The organism is Pseudomonas sp. MPR-R2A5 (assembly GCF_058793055.1).
Genome location: NZ_JBXAFK010000023.1, coordinates 35,800 through 58,213, shown reverse-complemented (window position 1 = coordinate 58,213; position 22,414 = coordinate 35,800). Strand labels below are relative to the sequence as shown.

18 protein-coding genes and 2 pseudogenes are annotated in these 22,414 nt (G+C 59.9%); 3 read left to right on the top strand and 17 right to left on the bottom strand.

Translation table 11 applies throughout. The annotated features are described in order from the left end of the window. Positions 1-110 precede the first annotated feature (110 nt). Positions 111-887 (top strand): nucleotidyltransferase domain-containing protein, encoded by a 777-nt coding sequence (locus AC1Q6I_RS17555; protein ID WP_102623481.1) that lies wholly within the window; start codon positions 111-113, stop codon positions 885-887. A gap of 1,444 nt (positions 888-2,331) precedes the next feature. On the opposite strand, the gene AC1Q6I_RS17550 is transcribed toward AC1Q6I_RS17555, so the two are convergent. From AC1Q6I_RS17550 to AC1Q6I_RS17510, 9 genes and pseudogenes are all read right to left on the bottom strand, one after another. Then, on the bottom strand, positions 2,332-3,969 hold the full coding sequence (locus tag AC1Q6I_RS17550) for an AMP-binding protein (RefSeq protein ID WP_069076265.1): 1,638 nt from the start codon (positions 3,967-3,969) through the stop codon (positions 2,332-2,334). A 136-nt stretch (positions 3,970-4,105) separates the two neighbouring features. Then, positions 4,106-4,345: pseudogene (locus AC1Q6I_RS17545) on the bottom strand (methyl-accepting chemotaxis protein); the annotation flags it as partial. A 30-nt stretch (positions 4,346-4,375) separates the two neighbouring features. Continuing rightward, positions 4,376-5,038: pseudogene (locus AC1Q6I_RS17540) on the bottom strand (PAS domain-containing protein); the annotation flags it as partial. A 345-nt stretch (positions 5,039-5,383) separates the two neighbouring features. Then, positions 5,384-6,652: a GTP-binding protein gene (locus AC1Q6I_RS17535; protein WP_102623483.1), complete on the bottom strand. Its 1,269-nt coding sequence runs from the start codon at positions 6,650-6,652 to the stop codon at positions 5,384-5,386. Beyond that, positions 6,649-7,311, bottom strand: a complete 663-nt coding sequence (gene nthB, locus AC1Q6I_RS17530; protein WP_102623484.1) for a nitrile hydratase subunit beta — start codon at positions 7,309-7,311, stop codon at positions 6,649-6,651. The genes AC1Q6I_RS17535 and nthB overlap by 4 nt, the downstream gene beginning before the upstream one ends. 42 nt (positions 7,312-7,353) lie before the next feature. Next, on the bottom strand, positions 7,354-7,956 hold the full coding sequence (gene nthA / locus AC1Q6I_RS17525; protein WP_024075762.1) for a nitrile hydratase subunit alpha: 603 nt from the start codon (positions 7,954-7,956) through the stop codon (positions 7,354-7,356). A 94-nt stretch (positions 7,957-8,050) separates the two neighbouring features. Beyond that, the gene (locus AC1Q6I_RS17520) at positions 8,051-9,565 is read right to left on the bottom strand and encodes an amidase (protein ID WP_069076269.1); all 1,515 of its coding nucleotides are present in this window, start codon (positions 9,563-9,565) and stop codon (positions 8,051-8,053) included. Between the two features lie 436 nt (positions 9,566-10,001). Then, positions 10,002-11,060 carry an aliphatic aldoxime dehydratase gene (gene oxdA, locus AC1Q6I_RS17515; RefSeq protein WP_024075760.1) on the bottom strand — a complete coding sequence of 353 codons (1,059 nt, stop codon included), beginning with the start codon at positions 11,058-11,060 and terminating at the stop codon, positions 10,002-10,004. Positions 11,061-11,102: 42 nt separating this feature from the next. Then, entirely contained in the window at positions 11,103-11,264 is a 162-nt protein-coding gene (locus tag AC1Q6I_RS17510; RefSeq protein ID WP_168232938.1) for a hypothetical protein, read from the bottom strand. 348 nt (positions 11,265-11,612) lie between these two features. Here AC1Q6I_RS17510 and AC1Q6I_RS17505 point away from each other — a divergent pair, with 348 nt between their 5' ends. After that, positions 11,613-12,548 (top strand): AraC-like ligand-binding domain-containing protein, encoded by a 936-nt coding sequence (locus AC1Q6I_RS17505; protein ID WP_024075759.1) that lies wholly within the window; start codon positions 11,613-11,615, stop codon positions 12,546-12,548. 99 nt (positions 12,549-12,647) lie between these two features. Here AC1Q6I_RS17505 and AC1Q6I_RS17500 read toward each other — a convergent pair whose 3' ends face one another. Both AC1Q6I_RS17500 and AC1Q6I_RS17495 read right to left on the bottom strand, forming a co-directional pair. Beyond that, positions 12,648-13,271 (bottom strand): NADPH-dependent F420 reductase, encoded by a 624-nt coding sequence (locus AC1Q6I_RS17500; RefSeq protein ID WP_371858344.1) that lies wholly within the window; start codon positions 13,269-13,271, stop codon positions 12,648-12,650. A gap of 49 nt (positions 13,272-13,320) precedes the next feature. After that, a complete protein-coding gene (locus AC1Q6I_RS17495; protein ID WP_102623486.1) occupies positions 13,321-14,055 on the bottom strand; it encodes an SDR family NAD(P)-dependent oxidoreductase in 735 nt (244 codons plus the stop codon). Between the two features lie 112 nt (positions 14,056-14,167). Here AC1Q6I_RS17495 and AC1Q6I_RS17490 point away from each other — a divergent pair, with 112 nt between their 5' ends. Beyond that, a complete protein-coding gene (locus AC1Q6I_RS17490; protein ID WP_024075756.1) occupies positions 14,168-14,542 on the top strand; it encodes a winged helix-turn-helix transcriptional regulator in 375 nt (124 codons plus the stop codon). A gap of 17 nt (positions 14,543-14,559) precedes the next feature. Here the strand turns inward: AC1Q6I_RS17490 and AC1Q6I_RS17485 are convergent, their stop codons facing one another. The 6 genes from AC1Q6I_RS17485 to AC1Q6I_RS17460 all read right to left on the bottom strand — a co-directional run bounded on the left by AC1Q6I_RS17485 (position 14,560) and on the right by AC1Q6I_RS17460 (position 22,349). Beyond that, complete coding sequence (locus AC1Q6I_RS17485; protein ID WP_102623487.1) at positions 14,560-15,108, bottom strand: AAA family ATPase; 549 nt, start codon at positions 15,106-15,108, stop codon at positions 14,560-14,562. 87 nt (positions 15,109-15,195) lie between these two features. Further along, positions 15,196-15,660, bottom strand: coding sequence for a hypothetical protein (locus tag AC1Q6I_RS17480; protein ID WP_102623488.1), 465 nt, complete (start codon positions 15,658-15,660; stop codon positions 15,196-15,198). A 99-nt stretch (positions 15,661-15,759) separates the two neighbouring features. After that, positions 15,760-16,116 (bottom strand): VOC family protein, encoded by a 357-nt coding sequence (locus AC1Q6I_RS17475; RefSeq protein WP_024075753.1) that lies wholly within the window; start codon positions 16,114-16,116, stop codon positions 15,760-15,762. A gap of 124 nt (positions 16,117-16,240) precedes the next feature. Next, positions 16,241-18,394 (bottom strand): TonB-dependent siderophore receptor, encoded by a 2,154-nt coding sequence (locus AC1Q6I_RS17470; protein ID WP_102623489.1) that lies wholly within the window; start codon positions 18,392-18,394, stop codon positions 16,241-16,243. 247 nt (positions 18,395-18,641) lie between these two features. Further along, positions 18,642-19,370, bottom strand: coding sequence for a CPBP family intramembrane glutamic endopeptidase (locus AC1Q6I_RS17465; protein ID WP_102623490.1), 729 nt, complete (start codon positions 19,368-19,370; stop codon positions 18,642-18,644). A gap of 405 nt (positions 19,371-19,775) precedes the next feature. After that, a complete protein-coding gene (locus tag AC1Q6I_RS17460) occupies positions 19,776-22,349 on the bottom strand; it encodes an autotransporter family protein (RefSeq protein ID WP_102623491.1) in 2,574 nt (857 codons plus the stop codon). Positions 22,350-22,414: the final 65 nt, after the last annotated feature.

Genomic DNA, 22,414 nt, shown 5'->3' with positions numbered 1-22,414 from the left:
TGGCCGCAATGGGTCGTTTTCTGCCTGTTGCGACCGACTCAAAACGGCCAGAAGCAGTCACTATTGGCCCTGTTAAAGTACCTCTCTGAACACAACTCACGGACGGCTTCATGGAACGATTCCATCCTCGTGGCATCGATGCAGACGGTTATATCCTCACCGTGCCCAACGTCGAGATACAGCCGCAGTTTCAAGATTTACTGGTGGACGTTTGCATGACGCTCACTCGCTCGGAACCTCTGCTGGACGGGATTTATATTTATGGCAGCGTCGCTAGAGGCGACGCCGTGCTGGGGGTTTCTGACCTTGACCTAACCCTTGTTCTGCAGAGCACTCCTACGTCGCAGGATCTCGAAATGTTCGAGTCGAAAAGGCGCACGCTGGAAAATCGGCATACCGAAGTCATCAAGATCGATTTCGACATCGGTAGTCGTTCTGAAGTATTGGCGGCAGACAACCGATTGAGCTGGGGGTATTGGCTCAAGCATCACTGCCGTTGCTTATGGGGGAATGATCTGAGCAAGCGCTTCGACCGGTTCAAGCCGTCGCGTGATATCGCCATTGCCGTGAATGGTGACTTTGAATCCGAATTGACCCGGTATGCCGATCTTATCGATCAGGCGACCACACCGACGCAATCCCTACGCTTGCAACGGGAAGCCTCGCGCAAACTCATCCGGTCAACTCAAGTACTTCGCTCTGAAAAGGACCTGATGTGGCCGCAAACACTCGAAGAACATGTCGAGCTGTTTGTTCAGCATTACCCGTGTATGAGCATGCAGATCTCTTTTTTCTTGTCCCAGGCAAGGAGCCCGTATGCTAAGCCAAAGGAGTTTACGGCTCAGCTCCATTTTTTTTTGACCTGGATGGCTACAGAAACCGGTTAGGTCCATTTTTACCTACAAAAAATCAGCAATTACAAGTGGTTTCTCTGTGGCAAATATTGACTCGTAAATTGCTTCGTAGGGTGCCTCACGAGCCAACCAAGCGCCGGCGCTGTAGGCTCGAGCCTTACAGAAAAACGATAGGTGCCTCTCATCTCCGCGCTCGAAAAGTCTGAAATACTGCACCTCCATTTCAGAACAAAGGTTGTCGAAAAGCACTGGATCTAGCTTTGACAGCGTGACCATAATTTCGGCTGGATCTAGCCCGGCGTCACTCGCCGCCCATAGGACAATACGAGTAGCCACGTCCAATTTTTTGCTTGGAATGATCGCGTCCAATGCATGTTGAATATTTGGGTAGCTGGATGCCAAACGTGAAGGTATGTCTTTTTCCTGACCCGCTTTAGAGGGAATGTGAAAGACCTGAGGTTGTTTGTCTAATGCTCTTTAGATTCATCGGCACTGTTCACACAACCTGGACCCCATAGCTGCCGGTGACAGCCGCCAGAAAACGGTCAGAGGAAGTGGCCGATAGATGCCACGAACCTTCTAGCCTGTGTCCTCGCAGGAGTGTGAGCTTGCCTTCGTCCATAAGTATGTCAGTAGTTTGGTACAGTCACCATGCATCATATAATCGGCTTATATGCATCGAAAAAAACAGAGCATTTGGGTCCGCTAGACCCAGAAGACCGAATTACTTTCAGGTCTGACTGCTTTCATACGTTTGGATATTTTTCCCTTATAGCACCTGCTTTTGAACGATATACACAAAGAGATGCAGGGATAGGCATTGAATCAATGAATGTAACGTTCCGCTTGAGAAATGACGATCTAGCTGACGTACTGGCAATTTTGAACGATCTCGAAACACAGCTCTGTCAGCAACCAAAGAGTTGGCAGGAGTATCTCGGTGAAATCCAACATCCAGGGCAAGAAAAGCGGCCAATCAAACCGCTGTTATTCAGACGTCGAGCCGTTCGGATTGTCGAAAGATTGCGAGCGTTAATGCTTAAAGCCCAAGCCCACGATAAATGCTTGGTATATGGAAATGGTATTTTCTACCGAACACTGTGCGGTATAAAAATGCCAACCGGTACCGTGTACTCCTAGAGCCGAGCCTACGGTTCAAGCGTTCTCTTCACTTGTCGAGGACGGGATAAACCCTATCCGTTAATCAAACGAAAGGGTCCAGCCAAGTGGCAACCGCTGGCCGGTTTTCGACCGTACGAAAGCCTGAAAACAGCCAGGAGCAACCGTCTAGGATATTTCATATAGCCCACCACCAGGCTTGCCTGTCACCACCAGAAAGTCCTGACGCGCCAGTGCCCATAACCCCACAGGGCGAAGCCGGCGGGGAGGAGGGCGACGGTGGCGAGGTCCATGGCGGCTCCGGGGCGGGGTGTCGATCATGCAAGGACGCGGCGCTGAGCTTGACCGATCAGGGGGCTTAACCAAGCGCCTGTTGCTTGGCAATCTCTTGGTTGCGCAGAATGAACCGTTGCAACTTGCCACTTGGGGTCTTGGGCAGATGGTCGACAAACTCCATTTCCCGCGGATAAGCATGTGCGGCTAGACGCTGGCGTACATGCAGGCGCAGCTCCTCCGCCAACTCAGGGCTTGGCAGGTAGGGTGTGTTCAGCACGACAAACGCCTTTATCAACTCGGTGCGTTGCGGATCGGGTTTGCCGATCACGGCCGCCTCGACCACCGCTGGGTGTTCGATCAGCGCGCTTTCCACATCGAACGGTCCGACGCGGTAGCCGGACGTGGTAATCAGGTCATCATTGCGGCCGACGAAGCTGATACTGCCGTCGTCATTGAGCTCCACAATATCGCCGCTCAGGTAATAGCGCCCTGCAAAGGCCTGGGTGGGCATGCCGAGGTAGCCGTCGAACCAGCACAACGGCGAGCGCTCGCGATCAACGGCCAGGACGCCCGGCTGGCCGGCTGGCAATTCCCGGTGTGCCTTATCCAACACGACGATGCGGTATCCGGGCACCGCATAACCCGCTGAGCCTTCGCGGACCGGGTGACGCAAACCGTGGTGATTGCACAGCACCATGCCGATTTCCGTTTGCCCATAGTGGTCGTGAATCACCACGCCAAGCTGTTCGGCAAACCACCGCACGACTTGCGGGTTGAGCGGTTCTCCGGCGCTGCTGACGGCCCGCAGGCGCCCACGAACGGCGTCGGCGAACTCGGCCCCCGCGGCGATCAGGAAGCGGTAGGCGGTGGGCGAACCGGCCAGGTTGTTGATTGCGTACTTGGCAATGATGTGACGGGTACTTTCCACCGTGAAGGGGCCGTCGTAGAACAGCGTTGCATACCCACAAGCCAGCGGGCCGGTCACCGCGTAATACAAACCATAGGCCCAACCCGGGTCAGCCAGGTTCCAGAAGCGGTCGTCCGCACGCAAGTCAATCGCATCACGCATATAGCCCTTGAAGGCCAGAATCGCGCTTAACGGCACCTCCAGCGGTTTGGCCGGCCCGGTGGTGCCAGAGGTACACATCAACAGGAACGGCGCACTGGCATCCAGCAGCACCGGCGCGCAATCGTCAGCCTGGCGGTTCAGTGCGCTCCAGAAGTGGTGATCAGCGGGGTTCTGTGGGGCGCCACCGGTCACAACGATGCTGGGGCAGTCAGTGACGTCGTCCAGCTTCGGACGGTTGTGCGGGTCGGTCACGATCCAGCGGGCGTTCGAGCAGTTCAAGCGTTGTTCGATGGCCTTGGGGCCGAAGGCCGTAAACAGCGGTTGGTAGACCGCGCCGATGCGCCAGGTGCCCAAAATGGCAATCAACAGTTCAACCGTGCGTGGCATCAGGCCGGCGACGCGATCGCCCGGCTTGACGCCTTGTTCACGCAAGAAATTGCCGAAGCGCGCCGCCTGGCGTTGCAGGTCGCGAAACCTGTAGCGCTCGGCATGGCCATCCTGCGCTTCGCAATACAACGCCACGGCCTCGCCGTGGGCATGCCGGTCGCAGCATTCGACGCAGGCGTTCAAAGCAGTAAGTTCGCCATGCAAATCCTGGGTGGCGCTCTGCAGATAATCGAAGGATTCAACAACGTGTTCATAATCGCGCATATCGACACCTGATTATTATTGTGGGGATCGGTCTTGCGAAAACCCCAGCAGCCTCTACATGCAGGCATGGCAACGGCTGGCTGTCGCCACCGGCTGGGGTGTGTTCATGGGGCTAGCCGTCCATCATGTCGGCTGCTTGCTGGGTGGCCTGGCTGGTTCGCGTGGCCAACTTGCGGACTTCATCGGCGACCACTGCGAAGCCGCGTCCGGCTTCGCCTGCGCGCGCCGCCTCAATGGCTGCGTTCAGCGCCAGGAGGTTGGTCTGGCTGGCGATGCCCTGGATGGTGGCGACAATCTGCGTCAGCTTGCTCAAGGTTTCCTGCATCATGCGGTGTTGCTGTTCCTGAGCCTCGCGCAGCGCACGCTCTTCATGGCTGGCATGGATATCCGTAATGGCGCCCACGACTCTTTGCGGGGAGCCATCGTCCGCGCGCCGGGTTTGGCCGCGGCCGCGAAACCAGCGGTAAGTGCCGTTGTTGTGCTTGAGTCGATAATCCACGTCAAACGGTGTTTTGCCGCTGCGGTCGTCGACATGGGCGACGAACGCAGCGATAGCCCGTTCGCTGTCGTCGGGGTGCAGGCGCGAGGTCCAGCTTTCCAATGTATTGGGAAACTCCTCGACCGTGGTGTACCCCAGCAGCCGACGCATTTGCGATGACCACCAGATGGTATTTTTCGGGTTCGCCGGGTCGCCGGCCACGACCTCGATATCCCAGAGCCCGTCATGGAGCATTTCCCGGGAGATGTCGAAGCGTGTCGCCGCCAGTTCCAGCACCTCGTCTTGCAGGTGTTGTTGGTGAATGTCCCGCAGGCTGCCACCCATCGCCACAGGCAGGCCTTGCGCATCGCGGCGTGAATCACCGCTGATCCTGCACCAGCGATAGTCGTCGCCCGATGGGGGCTGTATTCGCACGTCCAACACAAACGGCGTACGCCCGCTGCGATCGGCCAGGTGCCTGGCGAGGGTATCCAAATGGCGTTGACGGTCGGCCGGATGGAGCTGTTCGTTCCAATGGCCAAGCTGATCAATGCCCGCAGCCAGGATCGACGCAGACCCCGTCCACCTCATTGCGCATGCCAGTGACGGTGCAGCGGTTCCATTCACCTCCAGCTCCCAGAACAGTTCACCTGCGCCGTGGCTGACCAGGGCCCAGCGAGCCTCCCATTGCCGCAAAAGCGCGTCACGGCAGGCCACGCGCTCGTCCAGTTGGGTGACTTCCTGTGTCAGCGCGCGTGCCTGTTCTTTCAGGGCGCTGCGCTCTTGCAGTAATTGCTCGACGCCGGTCAGGATGCGTCGCAACAAAGGGTTGTTCGACGACAACGGCGTGCATGCCTGGTCAGGCTGGTCCAGTCTGTCGGCAAGCGGCGCCAAGACCCAGCGGGTGGTACGGCTAAAAAAGAGCATGGTGTACCTCTACCGGGTCAAGTCGGTTGAACCGCCATGGGGGGGCGTGGGGCGTGCCGATAAGGCCTCGGTGTCAAAGGCCGTCGCCGCCGGCAGGGCCTGCCAGGCCAGTGGGCCGGCGGCTATTTCCTGGGCACTCAGCAAACAATGGTCGAGTTCGCGCTGCAAGACGCGGGTGTCGAGCCCCTGGCCGATGAAGACCAGCTCCTGTCGGCAGTCGCCGACAACGCTGTCCCACTTGGCCATGATGCCCTGCAACCGATATTCGTCCCGCGGCCATTGCGATGGCTCGATGAAGTTCCACCAGCGCCCGACATAATCCCACTGGAACTGCTTGCCGCTTTGCGCCAGCAGGCCGATTTCCAGGTGGCGGCTGGCGAGCCAGAAGTAACCTTTGCTGCGCAACAAGCGACCGTTGCGCCAGGGCTTCTGTAGAAACTCGAGCAAGCGCTGGGGGTGAAAAGGCGCACGCTCCCGGTAGACCCAGGATGTCACGCCATAGGTATCCGACTCCGAGGCCGGCGTATCGGTAGCTTCCATTTTACGCATCCAGCCCGGCGAGGCTGCGAGGCTGGGTAAATCAAACAGATGGGTGTCGAGGAGGCTGGACAGCGCGACGTTCCCGTGAGCCATCGGCATGATCCGCGCGCTCGGGTTGAGGCCAGCGAGGATCGCGTGCACTGCCTGGTAGCTGGGCTCGTCGATCAGGTCCCGCTTGTTGACCAGAATGACGTTGGCGTACTCCACCTGTTCGATCAGAAGATCCGCCAGGTGACGCGTGGACGTGTGCGCCTCGGTGTCGGCGTGGGCAACGGTATCCGTCGATTCCAGCAGCGCCTGAAATTGGCTGCCATCGACCACCGTCACCAGTGTATCAAGGCGTGCCAGCTCGCTGAGGCTGAAGCCTTCGGTGTCGAGGAAGGCGAAGGTCTCCGCGACCGGCATCGGTTCGGAGATCCCCGTGGATTCGATAAGCAGGTAATCGAAGCGCTGCTGACGTGCCAGGTCACTGATCTGTTCCAGCAGGTCGGCGCGCAGGGTGCAGCAAATGCAGCCATTGCTCATCTCGATCAACTCATCGCGGCCACGGTGCAGCGAGACGTCGCGCTGCACCGATTCGGCATCGAGGTTGACTTCGCTCATGTCGTTGACGATGACCGCGACCCGCAGTCCTTGGCGATTGCGCAGGATAGCGTTGAGCAGGGTGGTTTTGCCGGCGCCGAGGAAGCCGGAAAGGACCGTCACCGGCAGTCGGCCCGCCTGGGCGCCTTCAATCATGCGTTCACCGCTTGGGCACCGGGGGCCTTATCCAAGTAGCTTTCGAAAAGATCGACCACGACGTAACCGTCATCTGCCGCGTCACCCCATAGATCTTTCACGCGAAACTCGACGTGGTAGGTAGGCTGATGGGCTGCGCTCAAGTCGCCGTGGCCAATGGCGTCGGGGAAGGGCCACTGCTCTGAGGTGCGGTGCAGGACCACGCCTTCCTTACCGCGCACGTAGGCCGGCATGCGGATATGCCCCGCCACATATTCGTCTCGAACCACAACCCGATCGCCCACTTCGAAGGGCGGCCTGCCGGTGATCGCCGGGCGACCTGTCGCATGGGCGGGGTTCGCCAGCTTGAAGTGGGAACCCAATGCCTGATCGAGCTCCGCCTGGGTGATAACGCCCGTTTCCACCAGCAGCGTGGCGGTCGCGATGATGTAGCGTTCGTAGTACTGGGTGCCGACATGCTGGCGAACGTCCAGGCGTTCGACGGCGTGACGCACTTCGTCCACGCTGAACTTTTTCAATTGGTCAACGCCGACAAACATCAAGCTATAGGCCAGGTGTTCCCAGTCCTGCTTGAAAACCTGTTTGTAGCTGAGGCTGTTGATGGTGTGCGGCACTTTGCCAAGGCCTTGGAAACCGCCGAGATCGTGAAAGCCATCCATAATGAAAACTCCGCAAGTTGAACGATGATGAGTTGTTTTTTCTCAGCCAACGCGTGGCAGGGCGACGCCAATCAGCACGTCTTTGGTCACCAGCTGTTGAAGCTGTTCTTCACTCATGTGCTCAGAGCCTTCAGGCCTTTGCGGCAACACCAGGTAACGGCTTTCGGCGCTGGTATCCCAGACTTTGATGACCGTGTCGCTCGGCAACTCCGTCCCCAGCTCGCGCAGTACGGTGCGCCCCTCCCGGACCAGGCGCGCACGAAACTCAAAGCCCTTGTACCACTCGGGCGGCAGGCCGAGGACCGGCCAGTTGGTGCAGGAGCACAGGCTGCAGACAATGACGTTCTTCACCCCCGGTGTATCTTCCAGGGCGACGATGTATTCGCCTTGTGGGCCGGTGTAGCCGAACTGCGCGCAAGCGGCTGTTCCGTCCTTGAGCAGCAGCGCCCGGAACTGCGGATCGACCCATGCCTTGGCGACCACGCGAGCGCCGTTCTCCGGGCTCCAGTCATGGGCCATCAATTGAGTGAGCTGCTCGACATAGCCCTCTGGGATGAGTTCCTTGCTCTTGAGCACTTGAAACAAGGCCCATGCTCTCTCACCGGGGGTCGAAGGTGTCGCGGTCGTGGAAATCGATGTACTCATGGGGTAACTCCTATCAGTCAACGCGGTTGAAAAGTCATTGCAACTTGCCGGTCTTTCTTATCGTTCTTCAGGGGGGGCGGCGCCTGTAAAAGGCTCAGAGCGTGCGCCAGTCCACCGAGGCTTCAAACGCCGCCGCCGCTTGGTAAATCGTGCCCTCGGCGTAGTGTTTTGCGACCAGCATCAGCCCGACGGGCAGGCCGTCCAGCAGGCCGCACGGAATCGACATGGCCGGATGCCCGGTGATGTCCTGTGGCGCGGTATTGCCGATCATTTCCAACGCGCGAGCCACGTACTCCGTGATCGAGCAGTTCGCTGGCGGGTGGGGTTGGGCCGTGATGGGCGTGGTCGGCATCACCAGCAGGTCATAGGTTTGCAGCGCTTTGTCGTATCCCTGCCGGGCAAAGCGTGCAAGGTTCTGGGCCTTGGCGTAGTAGCGTCCGTTGTAGCGCGACAGGCCGTATTGGCCGACGAACATGCAGAGCTTGAGCGACGCGGATAATTGGTCTGCGTGCTCGCGCCAGCTGGCTTGTTTGTCCAGCAGGCCGACATCGTAAAGCCCTTTCCAGTTAAAGCCTGCGCCGTTGCCATGCATCATCTGCATGGTCAAGCCTTCGCAACCGATGGGGTGCCACAACAACCCCGCCAGGTTGTGCTCGGGAATGGAGACCGGCTCGACATGAGCGCCCAACGCCTCGAGTCGGGCGATGGCGTCGCGCACTTTGTCCGCCACGCGAGGGTCCTGGTTGGCAAGCGCGAATCCCTCTTGCAACACCCCGATTCTGAGTCCGCTCACGCCTTTTTCCAGGTAACTGCAATAGTCATCGACCTGAGGCGCCGCCTGGCGCGGGTCGAGTCCGTCTGCACCGGCCATTGCCTGCAGCATCAGCGCGTTGTCGCGTACGTTACCGGTGATGGGGCCGACATGATCGATCGTGGCTTCAATCGCCATGACGCCGGTGTAGGGCACCAGGCCGTGGGTGGGCTTCATGCCGTAGGTACCGCAGAAGGCCGACGGGATCCGAATGGAGCCGCCTTGATCGCCACCCACGGCGATGTCCACCTCACCGGCCGCAACCAATGCCGCGCTGCCTGATGAGGAACCGCCAGAGGCATAACCGTGGCGATGTGGGTTGTGCACCGGGGCTGGATCGGAGGTGTGGCTGCCTCCTGAAAGGCAGTAGTGCTCGCAGGTGGCTTTGCCGAGAATGGTCGCCCCCGCATCGAGCAAGCGGGTGACCACCGTGGCATCGAACCCCGGGACGAAGCCTTCCAACGGCGCTGCGCCGTTCATCATGGGGACGCCTGCCAGGGAGATATTATCTTTGAGCGCGACGGTTTTACCCGCCAGCAGGCCTTCGCGGGCACCATTCACTTCTGTTCGGTAGTACCAGGCGTTCAGAGGGTTTTCCTTGGCCGATGGGCGATAGCCTGAACTGCGGTCGTAGCGTATTGGCGGAACGAAATCAGCCAGTTCGTCGACCAGGTCGTAGGCGTCGAAACTCGGTTGCATCAGTTCCAGGTAGGACGCTGCCTGTTCGTGCGTCAGTTGCATGTGCAACTGGGTCGCGATGTCTAAAACCTGGTCGAGGGTAGGGCGAGTAATGGCCATGATTTTCCTGTCTTTTGATCGATGATCGACACACCGGCTCGGGATTGTTCGACAACCGTTTCGAGCCCGTGGGACCCACTGAGTCCGGGTCGCAATGGAGATAAAATTAGGCCGCTATGGCCGTATTTGCATGGTTGAGCAGGACACTCATTTGGTTGAAAAAGACATCTGCACTCAGAAGATAAAGATCAGATCGCTGCGCGTGCCGATAATAAAAAAAGCGAGGCATTGGCCCCTGCGCGCAACGGTTCGAAACCTCCCGGCAACATTCCCAGCACCAGCACACTTCGATTCGGTTTCATGATCAAATCCCTGCCAAAAAGTGGCCCCCACCCCATGCGCTAGAGATGAGGGACCAAAAAATAATGGGGTGAACCCGGCGTCAGGCTGGAGGGAGGAGCGACGCCCTCCAGGACAGATGGGTCAGCGTTGAGTGTCAGGTGGGCGCGACAACGGCATCCCGCAACATGCCGGTGTGCGGATGACAGTTGATGTACTCGAATACCTGGCTTTTGGCGTCCGAGACCGATACCTCGTGGTACAGCCGCAACTTTTTCAACCCCGCGGCCACCCGAAAGAACGTCACGAAAATACGCAGGTGGGTAGGGTGCGATTCCGCCCAGCGTTCGAGTTTCTCGAGCGAACGCCAGTGACCGATGTTGTAGCTCACGTCGAGGAAGTTGCCGTCCAGGTCGATATTGCGTACGAACCGGTTGCTGTAGCAGCCCAGGGGCTGGCCGTTGTCGCGCAGGAAGTCCATGCCGTCCTGCAAGGTCGGCAGGATCTCGTCGAGGTACAGGGAGCGCTCCTCAGCTTCGGCATCCGCCCAGTCCTGGCCTGAACGAATCAAGGCGATGTTGTCATGCCCCATGATCACCACCCGACCACCTTTGGCAGGGTCACCGGCGACCACTTGCAGCTCGTTCGTGGGCTTCATCCAGTCTGTCTGGGATATCGGGAAACGGTCGCGCATCGATCCCCAGTAACCGTGCTCCTCGATTTCGCCACTGGTGCTGTCCATGACTGCGCCGACACCGGGCAGGTTGTCCTGGAAGGCGTAGAGGGTCTCAAACTGCTCGGCCCGCGGCGCGCTGATCTCACGAAAATAACCAAGGCCTTCACCGAGGCGGTCCTGCGAGGTCCACCAATCGTTGACCTCGGCCGAACGCAACCAGCGGCAGTGGGCGGCCGGGTCTTTCCAGTAACCCACGACCATCAAATTATCGAAGCCGCTGCTGTCGGTGTGGTGGGTCAGGTCGTGGGTCTGCGGGCCATCCGGCAGGCTGAAGCTGCTCACAATATGCCGCATGGCCTGCAGCGCGGCCTCGCGTTGTGCCTCGCCGCGATACTGCACGCCGAGATAACCCATCACCACTTGCTGCAGTTGTTCGTCAGCGCGTGCGACCCACATTGGGAAGGGTGGTTGATACTCTTCGGGCACGCGACGAGACAGGGTGCGTGGGCATTTGAGATGTGTGTCGATCGCAGATTCCATCTTGGGCTCCTCGTTATTTTCATTCAGGCATGCGGGTAGGATTCAACGCCCCGGTGGCGGGGTGGGCTGGGTCTCCCGCTGTCGGTGCAGCAGCTTCATGGCCCCCCATTCGATCAACCAGTACACCGACTCTTCAGGCACGAGGTCGCGCGTGTGCAAAGGCCAGGAAGCGTCCGGCAAGGGGTGTGAACGTTGTCGATGCATGGGGTGCCTCATCAGTGCGGGGATGAGCTGCTGTGAGGTGAAAACTAGGCGGAACGGCGATGGGTCGCTTTGTTCGTCAGGACAACCGTTTGGTTGGAAAAGACAACGCTGGCACTGCCGGGCCATGATCGGGGTTGGTGCACCCAGGCCGAAAATGTGAGGCCCTGTGCCTCTGAATGGGGATGGCGGGCGCTTCAATCTCCACCCCGGGCTGGCGCCACCTCGATGCAAACCTCGTCGTAAAGCCCTTGGGATGTCCCTGCGTGTGCTTGGCCTGTTAATTGCTAACGGTGACAAACAGTTACACATCATCGAGCTCTTTTGCATTGCCGTACCGAGGTCAGTGCCATGAACCCAAGCACTCAGTATTCGACCCTTGCCGTTGCCGCACCCCGTCGCTTTGAATATTGGAAGGAAGTGGTTTGCCGCCATTGTCTGACGGCCGATAGCAAACCCTTGTCCCAGAGCAGTTTCGATGGTGCGCTCGCCGTCAATACCTTAGGCGATCTGGACATCTGTTCATTGTCATCGCCCCTGCATTATTGGGAGCGTTCCGAGCGCCACCTGCGCAGCGGTCCGGCCGAAGAACTGTGGTTGGGTTTCTCTCGAAATGGCCATGGTCAAATTGAACAGGGAGGCCGGAAAGCCAATCTGGCGTCGGGCAATTTGTTTCTTTATGACGCAACTCAGGCGTTTCGATTCAGCTTCGGTGGTACCGAAAACCACCTGGTCCGTATTCCTCGGAGCTTGCTCGTCGAACGTCTGCCGCGCATCGCGGACTACACGGCAATGGTCCTCGACGATCGGCGCCCTGGCGTAATCCCATTGCGGGAAATGTTACGTCAGGCCGCAAGTACGCCGGCATCGTTGCAGGACGAGGCCATCTCGAACCGTTATTCCAGTGCTTTGCTCGACCTTCTCGTCATCAGCCTGGAAGTGCAGGACTTGAAGACCACCCATGAAGAACTGGATCTCTACGGTCGCATCATGAAGTACATTCAACGGCACCTGACCGAGCCGGACCTGTCGATTGAAGTCATCGCGCAGGCCCACAACGTGTCCACCAGAACCGTTACACGCGCCTTCGCACGCTATCAGAAGACTCCCGTGGCCGAGATTTGGAAGGAGCGCCTCAACGCCAGCCGCGAAGCGATTGAACGCGGCCAGGTGCGCAGTGTTTCCCAGGCGGCATTGGATTTCGGGTTTTCTGATTTTTCCCATTTCAGCCATGCGTTCCGCAAGGCATTCGGCGTTGCGCCCAATACGCTGCTGCATCGAAATTGAGAGGGGGCGAGCGATCGAGCCAGGATCGCGCTTCAATCAGTCAGAGGCTGGCCTTTATCCGCGAGGCCGGCTCGTACCGACATGTGCGCGCGCAATACGTCAGTCGAACTTGACCAGGTCCTTGAAGATCAGCGGCCCCCAGCTGTTTCCGCGCGCCTGGACCAGCAGGCCACCTTCCGAAAGCCCGCCCAGTCGCAGCGGCGAGAAACCGAGATTGTTCGCAAGCGCAGCAACCTCTTCCGCGGCGCTGTCATCGTCGCTCGCCAGGAACACGACTCGCCTGCCACCCTGGACCGCTGGATCCTGGTCAAGGACGGCAGCGACCAGATGGTTGAAACCCTTAACCAGTCTGGCCCCCGTGAAGGCCTGCGCGATGACCTCGGAAGAGGGCTGTCCTCCCAGTGCTTCTGGGGGCACGCCGTAAGCATTGGTCACGTCGATGATGATCTTTCCCGTCCAGGTCGGCAGCGCCTGTGCAACATCTCCGTGCGACTCGTACCGGACCGCCAAAAAGAGGATGTCCGCCTTGACGGCCTCCGCCAGCGTTGTGGCCGTGATCTGGGGGCCGATCGCGGCAGCCAGGGATGCAAAGCTTTCCGGAGCGCGAGTGGTCGCAACGGATACGTCGATGCCGCTTCGGGCAAAGGCCTTGGCAAGCGCTTGGCCGAGCTTGCCGAAGCCGATAATTGCGTAGCTCATAGCGTTTCTCCTCAGGTTTACCACGCCCAGCCGCTGCGAATATCGAATCGAGTGCGCAGCCGGGCGTAGCAGGTCAGATTTGGGCCAGGCCGCCGTCGACGGCGACCTCGCTGGCGGTCATGAAGCTGCTGTCGTGCGATGCGAGAAAGGCAGCCACCGCGCCGATCTCCACTGGATCGGCCATGCGCTGGAGCGGATTCATCGAGGCGAAGACCTTCATGCCTTCCTCACCTAGCGCTGCCTTCGCGAGTTCGGTGGCCGTTGGCCCGGGCGACAGCACGTTGACTCGGATGCCGGTGTCCTTCAGGTCTTGCGCCCAGCTGCGCGCGAGGTTGCGTACGGCCGCCTTGCTCGCGCTGTAGGCACTGAATGCCGGGGCGCCGGTGGTGCCGGCGCTCGATCCGGTGAGGATGATCGAACCGCCCGGGCCCATCAGCGGCAGCGCCTTCTGCACCGTGAAGATCAAGCCCTTCACGTTGGTGTCGAAGACTTCGTCAATGTGCTCGGCGGTGATTGTGCCGAGCGCAAGCGGGCTTCCCGCCCCGGCATTGGCGAAGACGATGTCGAGGGTTCCACGCTCGGCCTTCACCGCTGCGTAGAGCCGGTCCAGGTCGGCCTGATCAGAGACCGAGCCTTTCACCGCACGGGCGTTGGGGCCTAGCTCGGCCACGGCGGCGTCGAGCGCTTGCTGCCGGCGGCCGAAGATGAAGACGAACGCACCTTCCTCGATGAAGCGTTTTGCCGCGGCGAGGCCGATGCCGGTAGCGCCGCCGGTGATCACGGCGGTCTTTCCATTCAATCTGGTCATGACGTGCATCCTTCGTTGGAGTTGTACCCAAGCCGGAAATCGCTTGCTTGAGACGAGGATGCGGTGCTAATAACCTAAGGACAAGTATGCACCTTTTGGTAAGTATCAAAAAATGACCAGAAACTCTGAAATCTGCGGTACCGGTTGCGGGCTCAACGCCACGCTGCGCATCATCTCGGGCAAGTGGAAACCGCTGGTCTTGTTTTTCCTACGCGACGGCCCGAAGCGCTACGGCGAGCTCAAGCGTTTGATCCCAGGCGTCAGCGACAAGGTGCTGATCCAGCAATTGAAGGATCTGGAAGCCGACCACGTGCTGGCGCGGACCGATTACAAAGAAGTGCCGCCGCGCGTGGACTACACGCTGACGCCGCTGGGTCGCAGCCTGGCTGAGGCGATCGTGCCGCTGTGTACCTGGGGCACTGAGAACGCGGCGGAAATGGCAGGCATCTTCGCCAAGCGCGACGCTTTGCCCGAGGTTAAAGACTGAGTGCCTATCACGCCCTTTCACGTGACTGACGGCGGGCGCTTCAGTCCGTCGAGCGTGCTCAATACCCGCCGGACTCGATCTGCCACAGACATATCCCCCTCCAGCATCAATACCGTACAGGACAGTGCGGACAGCCAGTGCTGATGCCTGGCCAAGCTACGTCCAGGGGCGTCTCCCTCGTCATACTGAGCCGCCCACGCCAGAAACTCGGGCCTTGCTTGTCCGAAACGCTTGGCTTCTCGGTGTTCCAATCGCGCCAACCTGAGTTCGGCAGGAAGATAAAGAAACACCACAAGGTCAAACTCACTTTCAAGCGGCTGGCCCCAGCCCATGATGGATCCTGCCACCACGGTGCGGCCATGCGCGTGCATTGCTTGTCGCAAGCGCGCGCCTCGCTGCGTTTTGTCTGCCAGGTGCTGATAGGGCGGGTCACTGGGTAGCCACAAATAGTCATCGGCTTCCAGGTGCGTTGCGCTCAACGCCTTGCCTAACGCATCGGCTAAGGTCGTGGTGCCGGTACCTGCCGCGCCGGTGACCAAGATGTGACGTGTTGTCTCTTTTGTCATTTCGCGTTCCGCCACCCGAGGACGAGTTTGCTCGCTGCGATAAGTGAACCGTGCGCCGCTGATGAGCGGGAGGCGTCGAGGGCGGCTTTAATATCTCGCCCGCTGGCTGACCACCTCACCGGTCGCGGCATCTTCCAACCAGACTTTGATTCGATTCAGCCCAATGTACTCCGAGCGGGCGATGATCTTCTGGCCGGGTTTACCCTCAAAATCCAGTTCTGCAAACATGAAGTACCGAGGCAAGCGGTATTCCAGCTGGATCTTGTATTTGCCGGGTACAAGGATGGCGCGCTGGGGCGAGTCGTTCCTGTAGTAGTACGTGGAGAAGGGGATGTTCCCGACCTTCTTATCGTTGACCCTGATGATGTTCAGGTCGGCTTGGTCATCCAGCAGGTGCCGTTGAGGCCGCCCCGCATACGTGTCGGTTTCGACGACGGTATAGCGCGACTCATCGCTCGCGTCGCTGGCGGTGACATTCGAGTAGGCGGGCATTTCGGCACAGCCGTGCAGGCACAGCAACAGCATCAAAAACGGGAGGGCAATCTTGCGCATTTACACAGCCTGCATTTATCTGATGGAGAAAGGTCGGTGTTCAACGGATGACGACGCGACCCCCTTGTACGGGAATGTCGCGCGCATCCAAGCGGGGATTTATGGCTGAGCGGTCCAGACGGCCAGTTCATAGCCGTCGAGATCCGTGAAGTGGAACCTGCTGCCGCCTGGGAACGAGAAGGTCGCACGGGTGATGACGGCGCCCACGGCTTCAAGCCGTCGCTGGGTGTCATCGAGGTCATCGGCGTACAAAATGATCAAGGGGCCGCCCGGGCGAACGGGCTCGCCGGTGGTGAAACCGCCCGTCAAGCGGCCATCGCTGAATTCGGTGTACGTCGGGCCGTAGTCGACGAAGGTCCAGCCGAACGCTTCGCCGTAGAACGCTTTGCTGCGGGCAATGTTGGCCACATTGAATTCGATATTGTCGATCTGTCGATCGTGACCGCGAACGCTCATGGTTGCCTCCCTGGCGGATGTTTAAGGCGGCGAGTGTAACGTATCTGATACCGAGGTAAATATTCCTGCAGCTTGATCTGTTCGCCGATTTCAACTTCGTGGTCGAAACCGGCGCCCAGTGCATTTAGAACGTGTACTTGGCTGTCAGGCCGAAGCTGCGGGGGTTACCGTAGGTGTCGGTGGAACCCCAGATAGGGCTGGTGCCGATGGCGGAGTAGTAGGTGCGGTCAAAGAGGTTGTTGACGTTCACTTGCAGGTCCAGGTGCCGGGTCACCTGGTAGCCAGCCATGACGTCTGCGACGGTATAGCTGCCTTGTTCCAGGCGGTAGCGACTGCTGTCAGCGAGGACGACGTCGTTGTACATGCGACTCTGCCAGTAGACGTTGCCGCCGATGCGCAGTTTTTCCAGTGGGCCCTGGAAGCGGTACGACGTCGTGAGCTTGAACATCCGTTCTGGGGTGTCCGTGTCGAAGCGCTGGTTTTTGTTGGCGGCGTTGGTGTCCTTGATGTAATGCACGCGGGTGTAGGTGAAACCGCCGCCGACCTGCCAGTTCTCGGTGAGTGCGCCTTGCAGTTCCAGGTCGATACCCTGGCTGCGCACCAGCCCGGAGGCGTCGTAGCAGGTGAGCTGAGGGCAACCGAGCTGGGTCGCGGCTTGGGTGGCGCGGTTCTTCTGGTCGATCTGGAACACCGCCACGCTGGCGTTGAGGGCGCCGTTGAAGTACTCGCCTTTGAGGCCCACCTCGTAGTTCTCGCCAACAATCGGCTCCAGCACTTTGCCCGAGAGGTCCTTGCTGCTTTGCGGGGTGAAGATATCGGTGTAGCTGGCGTAGACCGAGTGATGCTCGTCCAGGTCATAGATCACACCGGCGTAACGCGTCAGGTTGCGGGTGACTTTGTAGTCGCCGTTACCCTGGCGATCGTCGTAGTCATACCAGTCCAGGCGCCCGCCGAGAATCACTTTGAGCGGGTCGGCCAGGTTCAGGCGGGTGGTCAGGTAGACGCCGTCCTGGCTGGTGATGGCATGGCCTTTGCCATTGCGCACGAAGTCCGGTTTTGCACCATTGAGGGGATAGTTGGTGTCATAGGGGCTGTATTCCTTGGAGGTGGCGTCGAGGATGCGCTTGCTGGTCCCGACCACTACTTCGTGGGTGCGACCGAAGGCTTCGACCGGGCCGCTGGCGAAGGTGTCGAAGGCGTACTGTTTGTCGTCCTGATGCGACTGGTAGGCGGTTCTCGCCAGTGTGGTCCGGTAGCGCGACTGGTAGGTGCCGGTGAACACGCCGTCCAGTTGCGAGGCGGAGCCGGCGAGGTTGAGTTTCCAGCCATTGTCGAAGCGATGCTGCACGTCGCCGAACACCGTATTGATCGTCAGTTTCTTGTTTTCCCAGTCGCTGCCGGGGTTGGTGGAGCGGGGCAGGTTCAGGTGATGGCCGTCGGCGCCCAGCGGCAGGCCGCCCCAGAAGTAGTTGGTCTGGTCTTCCTGTTGCGAGAACCCCAGGGTGGCGGTGGTGTTTTCGCTGAGGTCGGCCTCACCAATGGCGTAGAACAGGCCGTGGTCGCTGGTTTCCTTGTCGCGGAAACTATTGGCATCGCGGTATGAGCCAACCACCCGGCCGCGCAGGGTGCCGCTGTCGTTCAAGGCGCTGGAAGCATCGAGTTCCCCGCGGTAGTCATCCCAACTGCCGGCCGCGCCGGTAATCGACACCTGAGGGGTAAGGGTTGGGCGCTTGCGCACGAAGTTGATTGCCGCCGAGGGGTTGCCGGCACCGGTAACCAGGCCGGTGGCGCCGCGGATCACCTCCACGCGGTCGAACATCGCCAGGTTAGGTTGCACACTGTTGGCGTAGCCGGAATAGGCGCAGGGCAGGCCGTCGAACATCATGTTGTCGATGTCGAAACCGCGCGATTTGTAGGTTTGCCGGCCCGGCCCGCTGGCTTGGCTGAGGAACAGCCCCGGCGTGTTCTTGACCACGTCGTTGACGCTGGTCATGGCCTGTTCGTCCATGCGCTGACGGGTGATGACCGTCACGGCTTGGGGCGTTTCGCGCATGCTCAGGGGCAGTTTGGTGGCGGTGGCCATCTCACCGGTGGTGTAGGACTGCGTGCCTTCGGTGGTGTCGCCAAGCTGTTGGCCGGAGATTTCGGTAGCCCCCAGTTCCAGCGGTGCTGGTTTTTCAGTGTCGGCTGCGAAGGTCGCCTGGGACGTTGCCAGGCACATCGCCATCGCCATAAAACTGGGTGAAAAAACCTTGCCGCCTGGGTGTTGAACAGACATGAACCTGACTCTCCCTGAATACCATTCCTAGCAAATAGTAAAGCTGTTGATAATTGTTCTCATCAGCTTGACAGATCAAGGCGGCCAAAAAAAGCCTTGGGGCAGAGAGGGTTAACAAGTTTTTCACATGGCAGGGGCGCGGCTTTTGCCCATAAGCCCGTCGCAGGCCGCCTATCCGGGCGGTCTGACGGCGCGCTCAACTGGATTTACGAGCGGGGGTATCACCCAGGCATCAGGCCTGTTCTGATCAGCCGTAGAGCCCTGCTGATGCCCAGGTCCAATCCAGGCTGCAGGCGATCACTTCGGCGAACATATGCAGCAGGATCGGTACCCGCAGGCCACCGCTGGCGATGCGTGCAAGGGCAAGGATGCACCCAACGGCGAATATCAGCGCCAGGGTTGGCCAGTTGCCGTATTGAGTATGCAGGCTGGTGAACAGGGCGGAGGTGGCAAGAACCGAAACCCATTTCCACAGGTGGCTGCGTTCATAGGGAAACAGACGCAGTGCGTAGTGGCGCATCATCAGTTCTTCGGTGATAGGCGCCAGGATCATCAACGAAGCCAGCTTGATCAGCGTTTGCCAGGTGGTCAGGCCGGCAAACAGCTCAGCCATGAACGCTTCCCGTGGCAGCCCCAGCACCGCAACCAACAGGCCACAAAGCATATAGACGGCGAAAACGCTGATGGCGCCGACACGCAGCGGTCTGCGCAAGTCGTTGCCGCGAAACGTAGCGCCCAGATCGGCCCGATGTTGCCAGGCGAACAATGCACATAGCAGCAGCGCGACAGGACCGAGGGTGGTGATGAATGCCCCGTAAGCCTGGGTGGCGGGGGGCGCCAGCAACAATCCGGGAATCGTGCCGAAGATGAAAATGAATGCCGCCAGCACGAACATCCCGAGGCGCTTGAAGAACGGAAAATTCGCGGGGACGCCAGCGGCGAGGTGGGTGTGGGAAGGGGTGAAAACGTGGGTCACGGTCGCTCCATGCGTACGATAAAGAGTGAGGCATAATGCCATCATTCGACTGTAGGAGCATACAAAGTCGAAATGGCAGTGATCAAAACGGCGCAGATGATCCTGGGGGCGATGGGGGCCGGACAGTGTTCGGCCCCCATCGCCAGGGCACCGGCCGCGTGAAGGCGGTGTCGCAGTCTTCGCGCTCACGTCACAGATGGTCTGCATCCACCACCGCCTGGGCAAACGCCTCGGGTGCTTGCAGCGACGAGTCTGCGGCGTGTGCATGGTGAGCCTCCTACGGCTTGGTGTGCGTATGGCTCACAGTTGATCGTGCTGCTGTATCCGGACTGTTTCAGCACCGACGCCGGGTTAAACCCTATGTATCGCAGTGGCTGCCGTACACACTGCGATACACAGGCGAGGTCAGAATTTCATTCTCATGCCGGCGGCGCCTTGGCGACCGTCAAAGGCGTTGCTGTCCAGGTTGCTGTTGTAGCCCAATTCGCCGTACACGCTGAAGTCCTTGGTCACTTGTAGCGTGGCGCCGACACTGAGGCCCAGGGTGGTGGACTTCTGCTCGGTGTCGATATCGGTCACCCCGTTGAAGGTGACGGTGTTCTGCCCGGCGGAGGTATGCCAGATATTGGCCCGTGCATAGGGCAGCAAGGGCATTCCACGGACCTGGTAGTCGCCGCGCAGGCGTACACCCAGGCGCGTGGTGAGGCTGGTGTCGGCGTTGTAGGACACGTCGGAAATTCCGTCATTCTGGCTGTCCAGGTGGGTTGTGCCGACGATCGCTTGGGCCTGGGGTTCCAACACCCAGTTGCGCGTCAACGGGAACGGCCAGCCCACTTCGGCCGAGGCCGTGACGTTGTGGCCGCGGGTCTTCATCTTCACGCCACGGTCCGACTCGTTGTTGCCGTCGAAACGGGTGCCCATCAGGACCAGGTCGAGGTAGGCCTGGTTGGCGCCGATCAACGTCCAGTAAACCCCCAGGCTGTCCCCGCGCAAGGTGGTGTTGCCAGCGTCCTTGTCCTGCCAGCCGAGGTTGAAGCCCTTGATATCGCCTTTGAGCCTGCTGTGGCCGACGAAGAACCCGGCGTGCTGCACCTGGCCGTTGTCATGGGTGTGGGTATACACATCGCTGCCCACCTGGAAGCCCGTCACCGAGCTGTTCAGCGTCGGGCTCACGGCACCGGCGAAACTCTGGCGGCCGCTGTTGCCATAGACCCGGCCCCAACCGGCCGTCGACGCATCGACCTGCTGCGGGCGCTGGTCGCCCATGCGTTCGTGGAAGGTCGACAGCATGGCCTGGACGACTTGCTGCGTAGCGGGGAAGAGTGCTGCATAAATCGGCACTTCCGGGCGGTAGATCGGGATGGGGGTGATACCTGGGTTGGTCGGCAGGTCCGGGGTGTCTTCCACCGGATTAGGCAAAGGCGTCACCGGGCCTTCGGGCTGCGGTAGCGGGGTCACCGGTATCGTGGAGCGCAGGTAATAGTTTTCCGCCGTGCCCGCCGTGACGCCGCCCTTGAACAGGAAGTATTCATAGGCTCCCGCCGATACCGGGGCGGCCAGGGAGAAACTGCTGGTGGTACCGGTTGCACCGTTGAGCGCCTGAACCACCTGGATACCGTCCTGCAAGGTCTCGGCGCCGGCTCCGCCGAGGTTGCTGACGCTGATGGCGGTGGAGCCCAGGATCGCTCCCTGGCTGATCACCAGCTTGTCAGCGGCCGAGCCATCACTGCCCAACTGACTTTGCAGCGCAAGCCGGCCGCCGGTGCTGTTGTAGTTGCCGTGGACTGTCAGGGTGTCGGTGGCACTGGTGCTGCCGGTGGTCATGTCGATCAGGCCGCTGTTGTTCAGGTTCACCAGTTGGCCGGCGGCGGAAGGCGATATGGCCCCAGCGGTGGCTGACAGCGTGCTGGTAGGATCGATATTCAGGGTCCCGGTCAGGGTCAGCAGGTCACCGAGCACCAGTTCGCCAGCACCCAGGTTCAACTGCGAGGCGTTGGTGAGATTAACGTTCTCCCATTGGACGTAACGCGACGGAGTGGCTGATTGCGTTGCAACGAAATTGAGTGTGTCGTTACCTGGCCCACCGTCGATCTGCGGGGTAGGGGACAGCGTTGTTTCCGTAAGGGCCGTCAGTACCACTTTGTCGTCACCGGCGGACATCCGTATTGGACTGTGGATGATTCCGGCGCGGGTCCAGAGCAGGGTGTCATCGCCGTTACCCATGCGAATCTCCGAACCGGCATTTGCACCCACCTCGCCACCTGAAACCTCGATCAAATCATCGCCGTCGCCCAGGCTGATCGTGCCACCGATGGAACCGCCACGGACGTAAATGCGGTCCAGGCCAAAGCCCGTCGTCAGGTTGTTGACGATCCTGCCGCCGTGCATATCAAACACGTTATTGTCCAGCCGCATGTTGACCGACCCGATCAGCCCGTCGGTCATCAGCGCGTCGTCGCCGTCATCGAAGATCCCGATAATGGTGCCGCCACTCATGGTAAACCGGTCATGGCCGTCACCCTGGGACACGGAATCAACGGTCCCACCGCTTTGGGCGTAGCTGTCGATCCCGCCCCCCTGGCTGATCGCACCGGCCTTGCCACCGCTGATCTGTATGACATCCGTGCCTGAGCCCTGGGTTACGGAACCGACAGTTCCCAGGTTAAGCCGAAAGATATTGCTCCCGTCGCCCTGATTCAGTGCGCCGTCGATTCCTGCCGTCGCCCCATTCACATCCACGAGATCGTTACCCGCACCGAAGGTGACGTTGCCGGTGATCCTTCCGCTGTCACGGATGTCGAGGGTGTTGTTGCCCGCGTTGTCGGTGAAGCCCGGCGCGGTGCCGCTGTCGCAGGTGGAGGTGTCGTCGCCGGAGGTGATGTTGATCGTACACGCCGCCTGGGAGAGAAGCGGCCAGGTCGTCAGAACCATCAATGACAGGATGCCCGCGTACAGCCAAGCAGGAGTGGGTGTGCGCATGATTCGTCCTCGCAGCAGAGGCATGTTGTTCACGCACCTGGTATCCAGGTGCGGTCCGAACCATG

Excerpts from the sequence above, each read along its gene's own strand:
- oxdA (WP_024075760.1), bottom strand. The coding sequence starts at position 11,060 with ATGGAATCTGCGATCGACACACATCTCAAATGCCCACGCACCCTGTCT.
- AC1Q6I_RS17475 (WP_024075753.1), bottom strand. The coding sequence starts at position 16,116 with ATGAGCGTTCGCGGTCACGATCGACAGATCGACAATATCGAATTCAAT.
- AC1Q6I_RS17495 (WP_102623486.1), bottom strand. The coding sequence starts at position 14,055 with ATGACCAGATTGAATGGAAAGACCGCCGTGATCACCGGCGGCGCTACC.
- AC1Q6I_RS17460 (WP_102623491.1), bottom strand. The coding sequence starts at position 22,349 with ATGCGCACACCCACTCCTGCTTGGCTGTACGCGGGCATCCTGTCATTG.
- nthA (WP_024075762.1), bottom strand. The coding sequence starts at position 7,956 with ATGAGTACATCGATTTCCACGACCGCGACACCTTCGACCCCCGGTGAG.
- AC1Q6I_RS17470 (WP_102623489.1), bottom strand. The coding sequence starts at position 18,394 with ATGTCTGTTCAACACCCAGGCGGCAAGGTTTTTTCACCCAGTTTTATG.
- nthB (WP_102623484.1), bottom strand. The coding sequence starts at position 7,311 with ATGGATGGCTTTCACGATCTCGGCGGTTTCCAAGGCCTTGGCAAAGTG.
- AC1Q6I_RS17485 (WP_102623487.1), bottom strand. The coding sequence starts at position 15,108 with ATGACAAAAGAGACAACACGTCACATCTTGGTCACCGGCGCGGCAGGT.
- AC1Q6I_RS17505 (WP_024075759.1), top strand. The coding sequence starts at position 11,613 with ATGAACCCAAGCACTCAGTATTCGACCCTTGCCGTTGCCGCACCCCGT.
- AC1Q6I_RS17535 (WP_102623483.1), bottom strand. The coding sequence starts at position 6,652 with ATGATTGAAGGCGCCCAGGCGGGCCGACTGCCGGTGACGGTCCTTTCC.
- AC1Q6I_RS17490 (WP_024075756.1), top strand. The coding sequence starts at position 14,168 with ATGACCAGAAACTCTGAAATCTGCGGTACCGGTTGCGGGCTCAACGCC.
- AC1Q6I_RS17520 (WP_069076269.1), bottom strand. The coding sequence starts at position 9,565 with ATGGCCATTACTCGCCCTACCCTCGACCAGGTTTTAGACATCGCGACC.
- AC1Q6I_RS17510 (WP_168232938.1), bottom strand. The coding sequence starts at position 11,264 with ATGCATCGACAACGTTCACACCCCTTGCCGGACGCTTCCTGGCCTTTG.
- AC1Q6I_RS17550 (WP_069076265.1), bottom strand. The coding sequence starts at position 3,969 with ATGCGCGATTATGAACACGTTGTTGAATCCTTCGATTATCTGCAGAGC.
- AC1Q6I_RS17480 (WP_102623488.1), bottom strand. The coding sequence starts at position 15,660 with ATGCGCAAGATTGCCCTCCCGTTTTTGATGCTGTTGCTGTGCCTGCAC.
- AC1Q6I_RS17555 (WP_102623481.1), top strand. The coding sequence starts at position 111 with ATGGAACGATTCCATCCTCGTGGCATCGATGCAGACGGTTATATCCTC.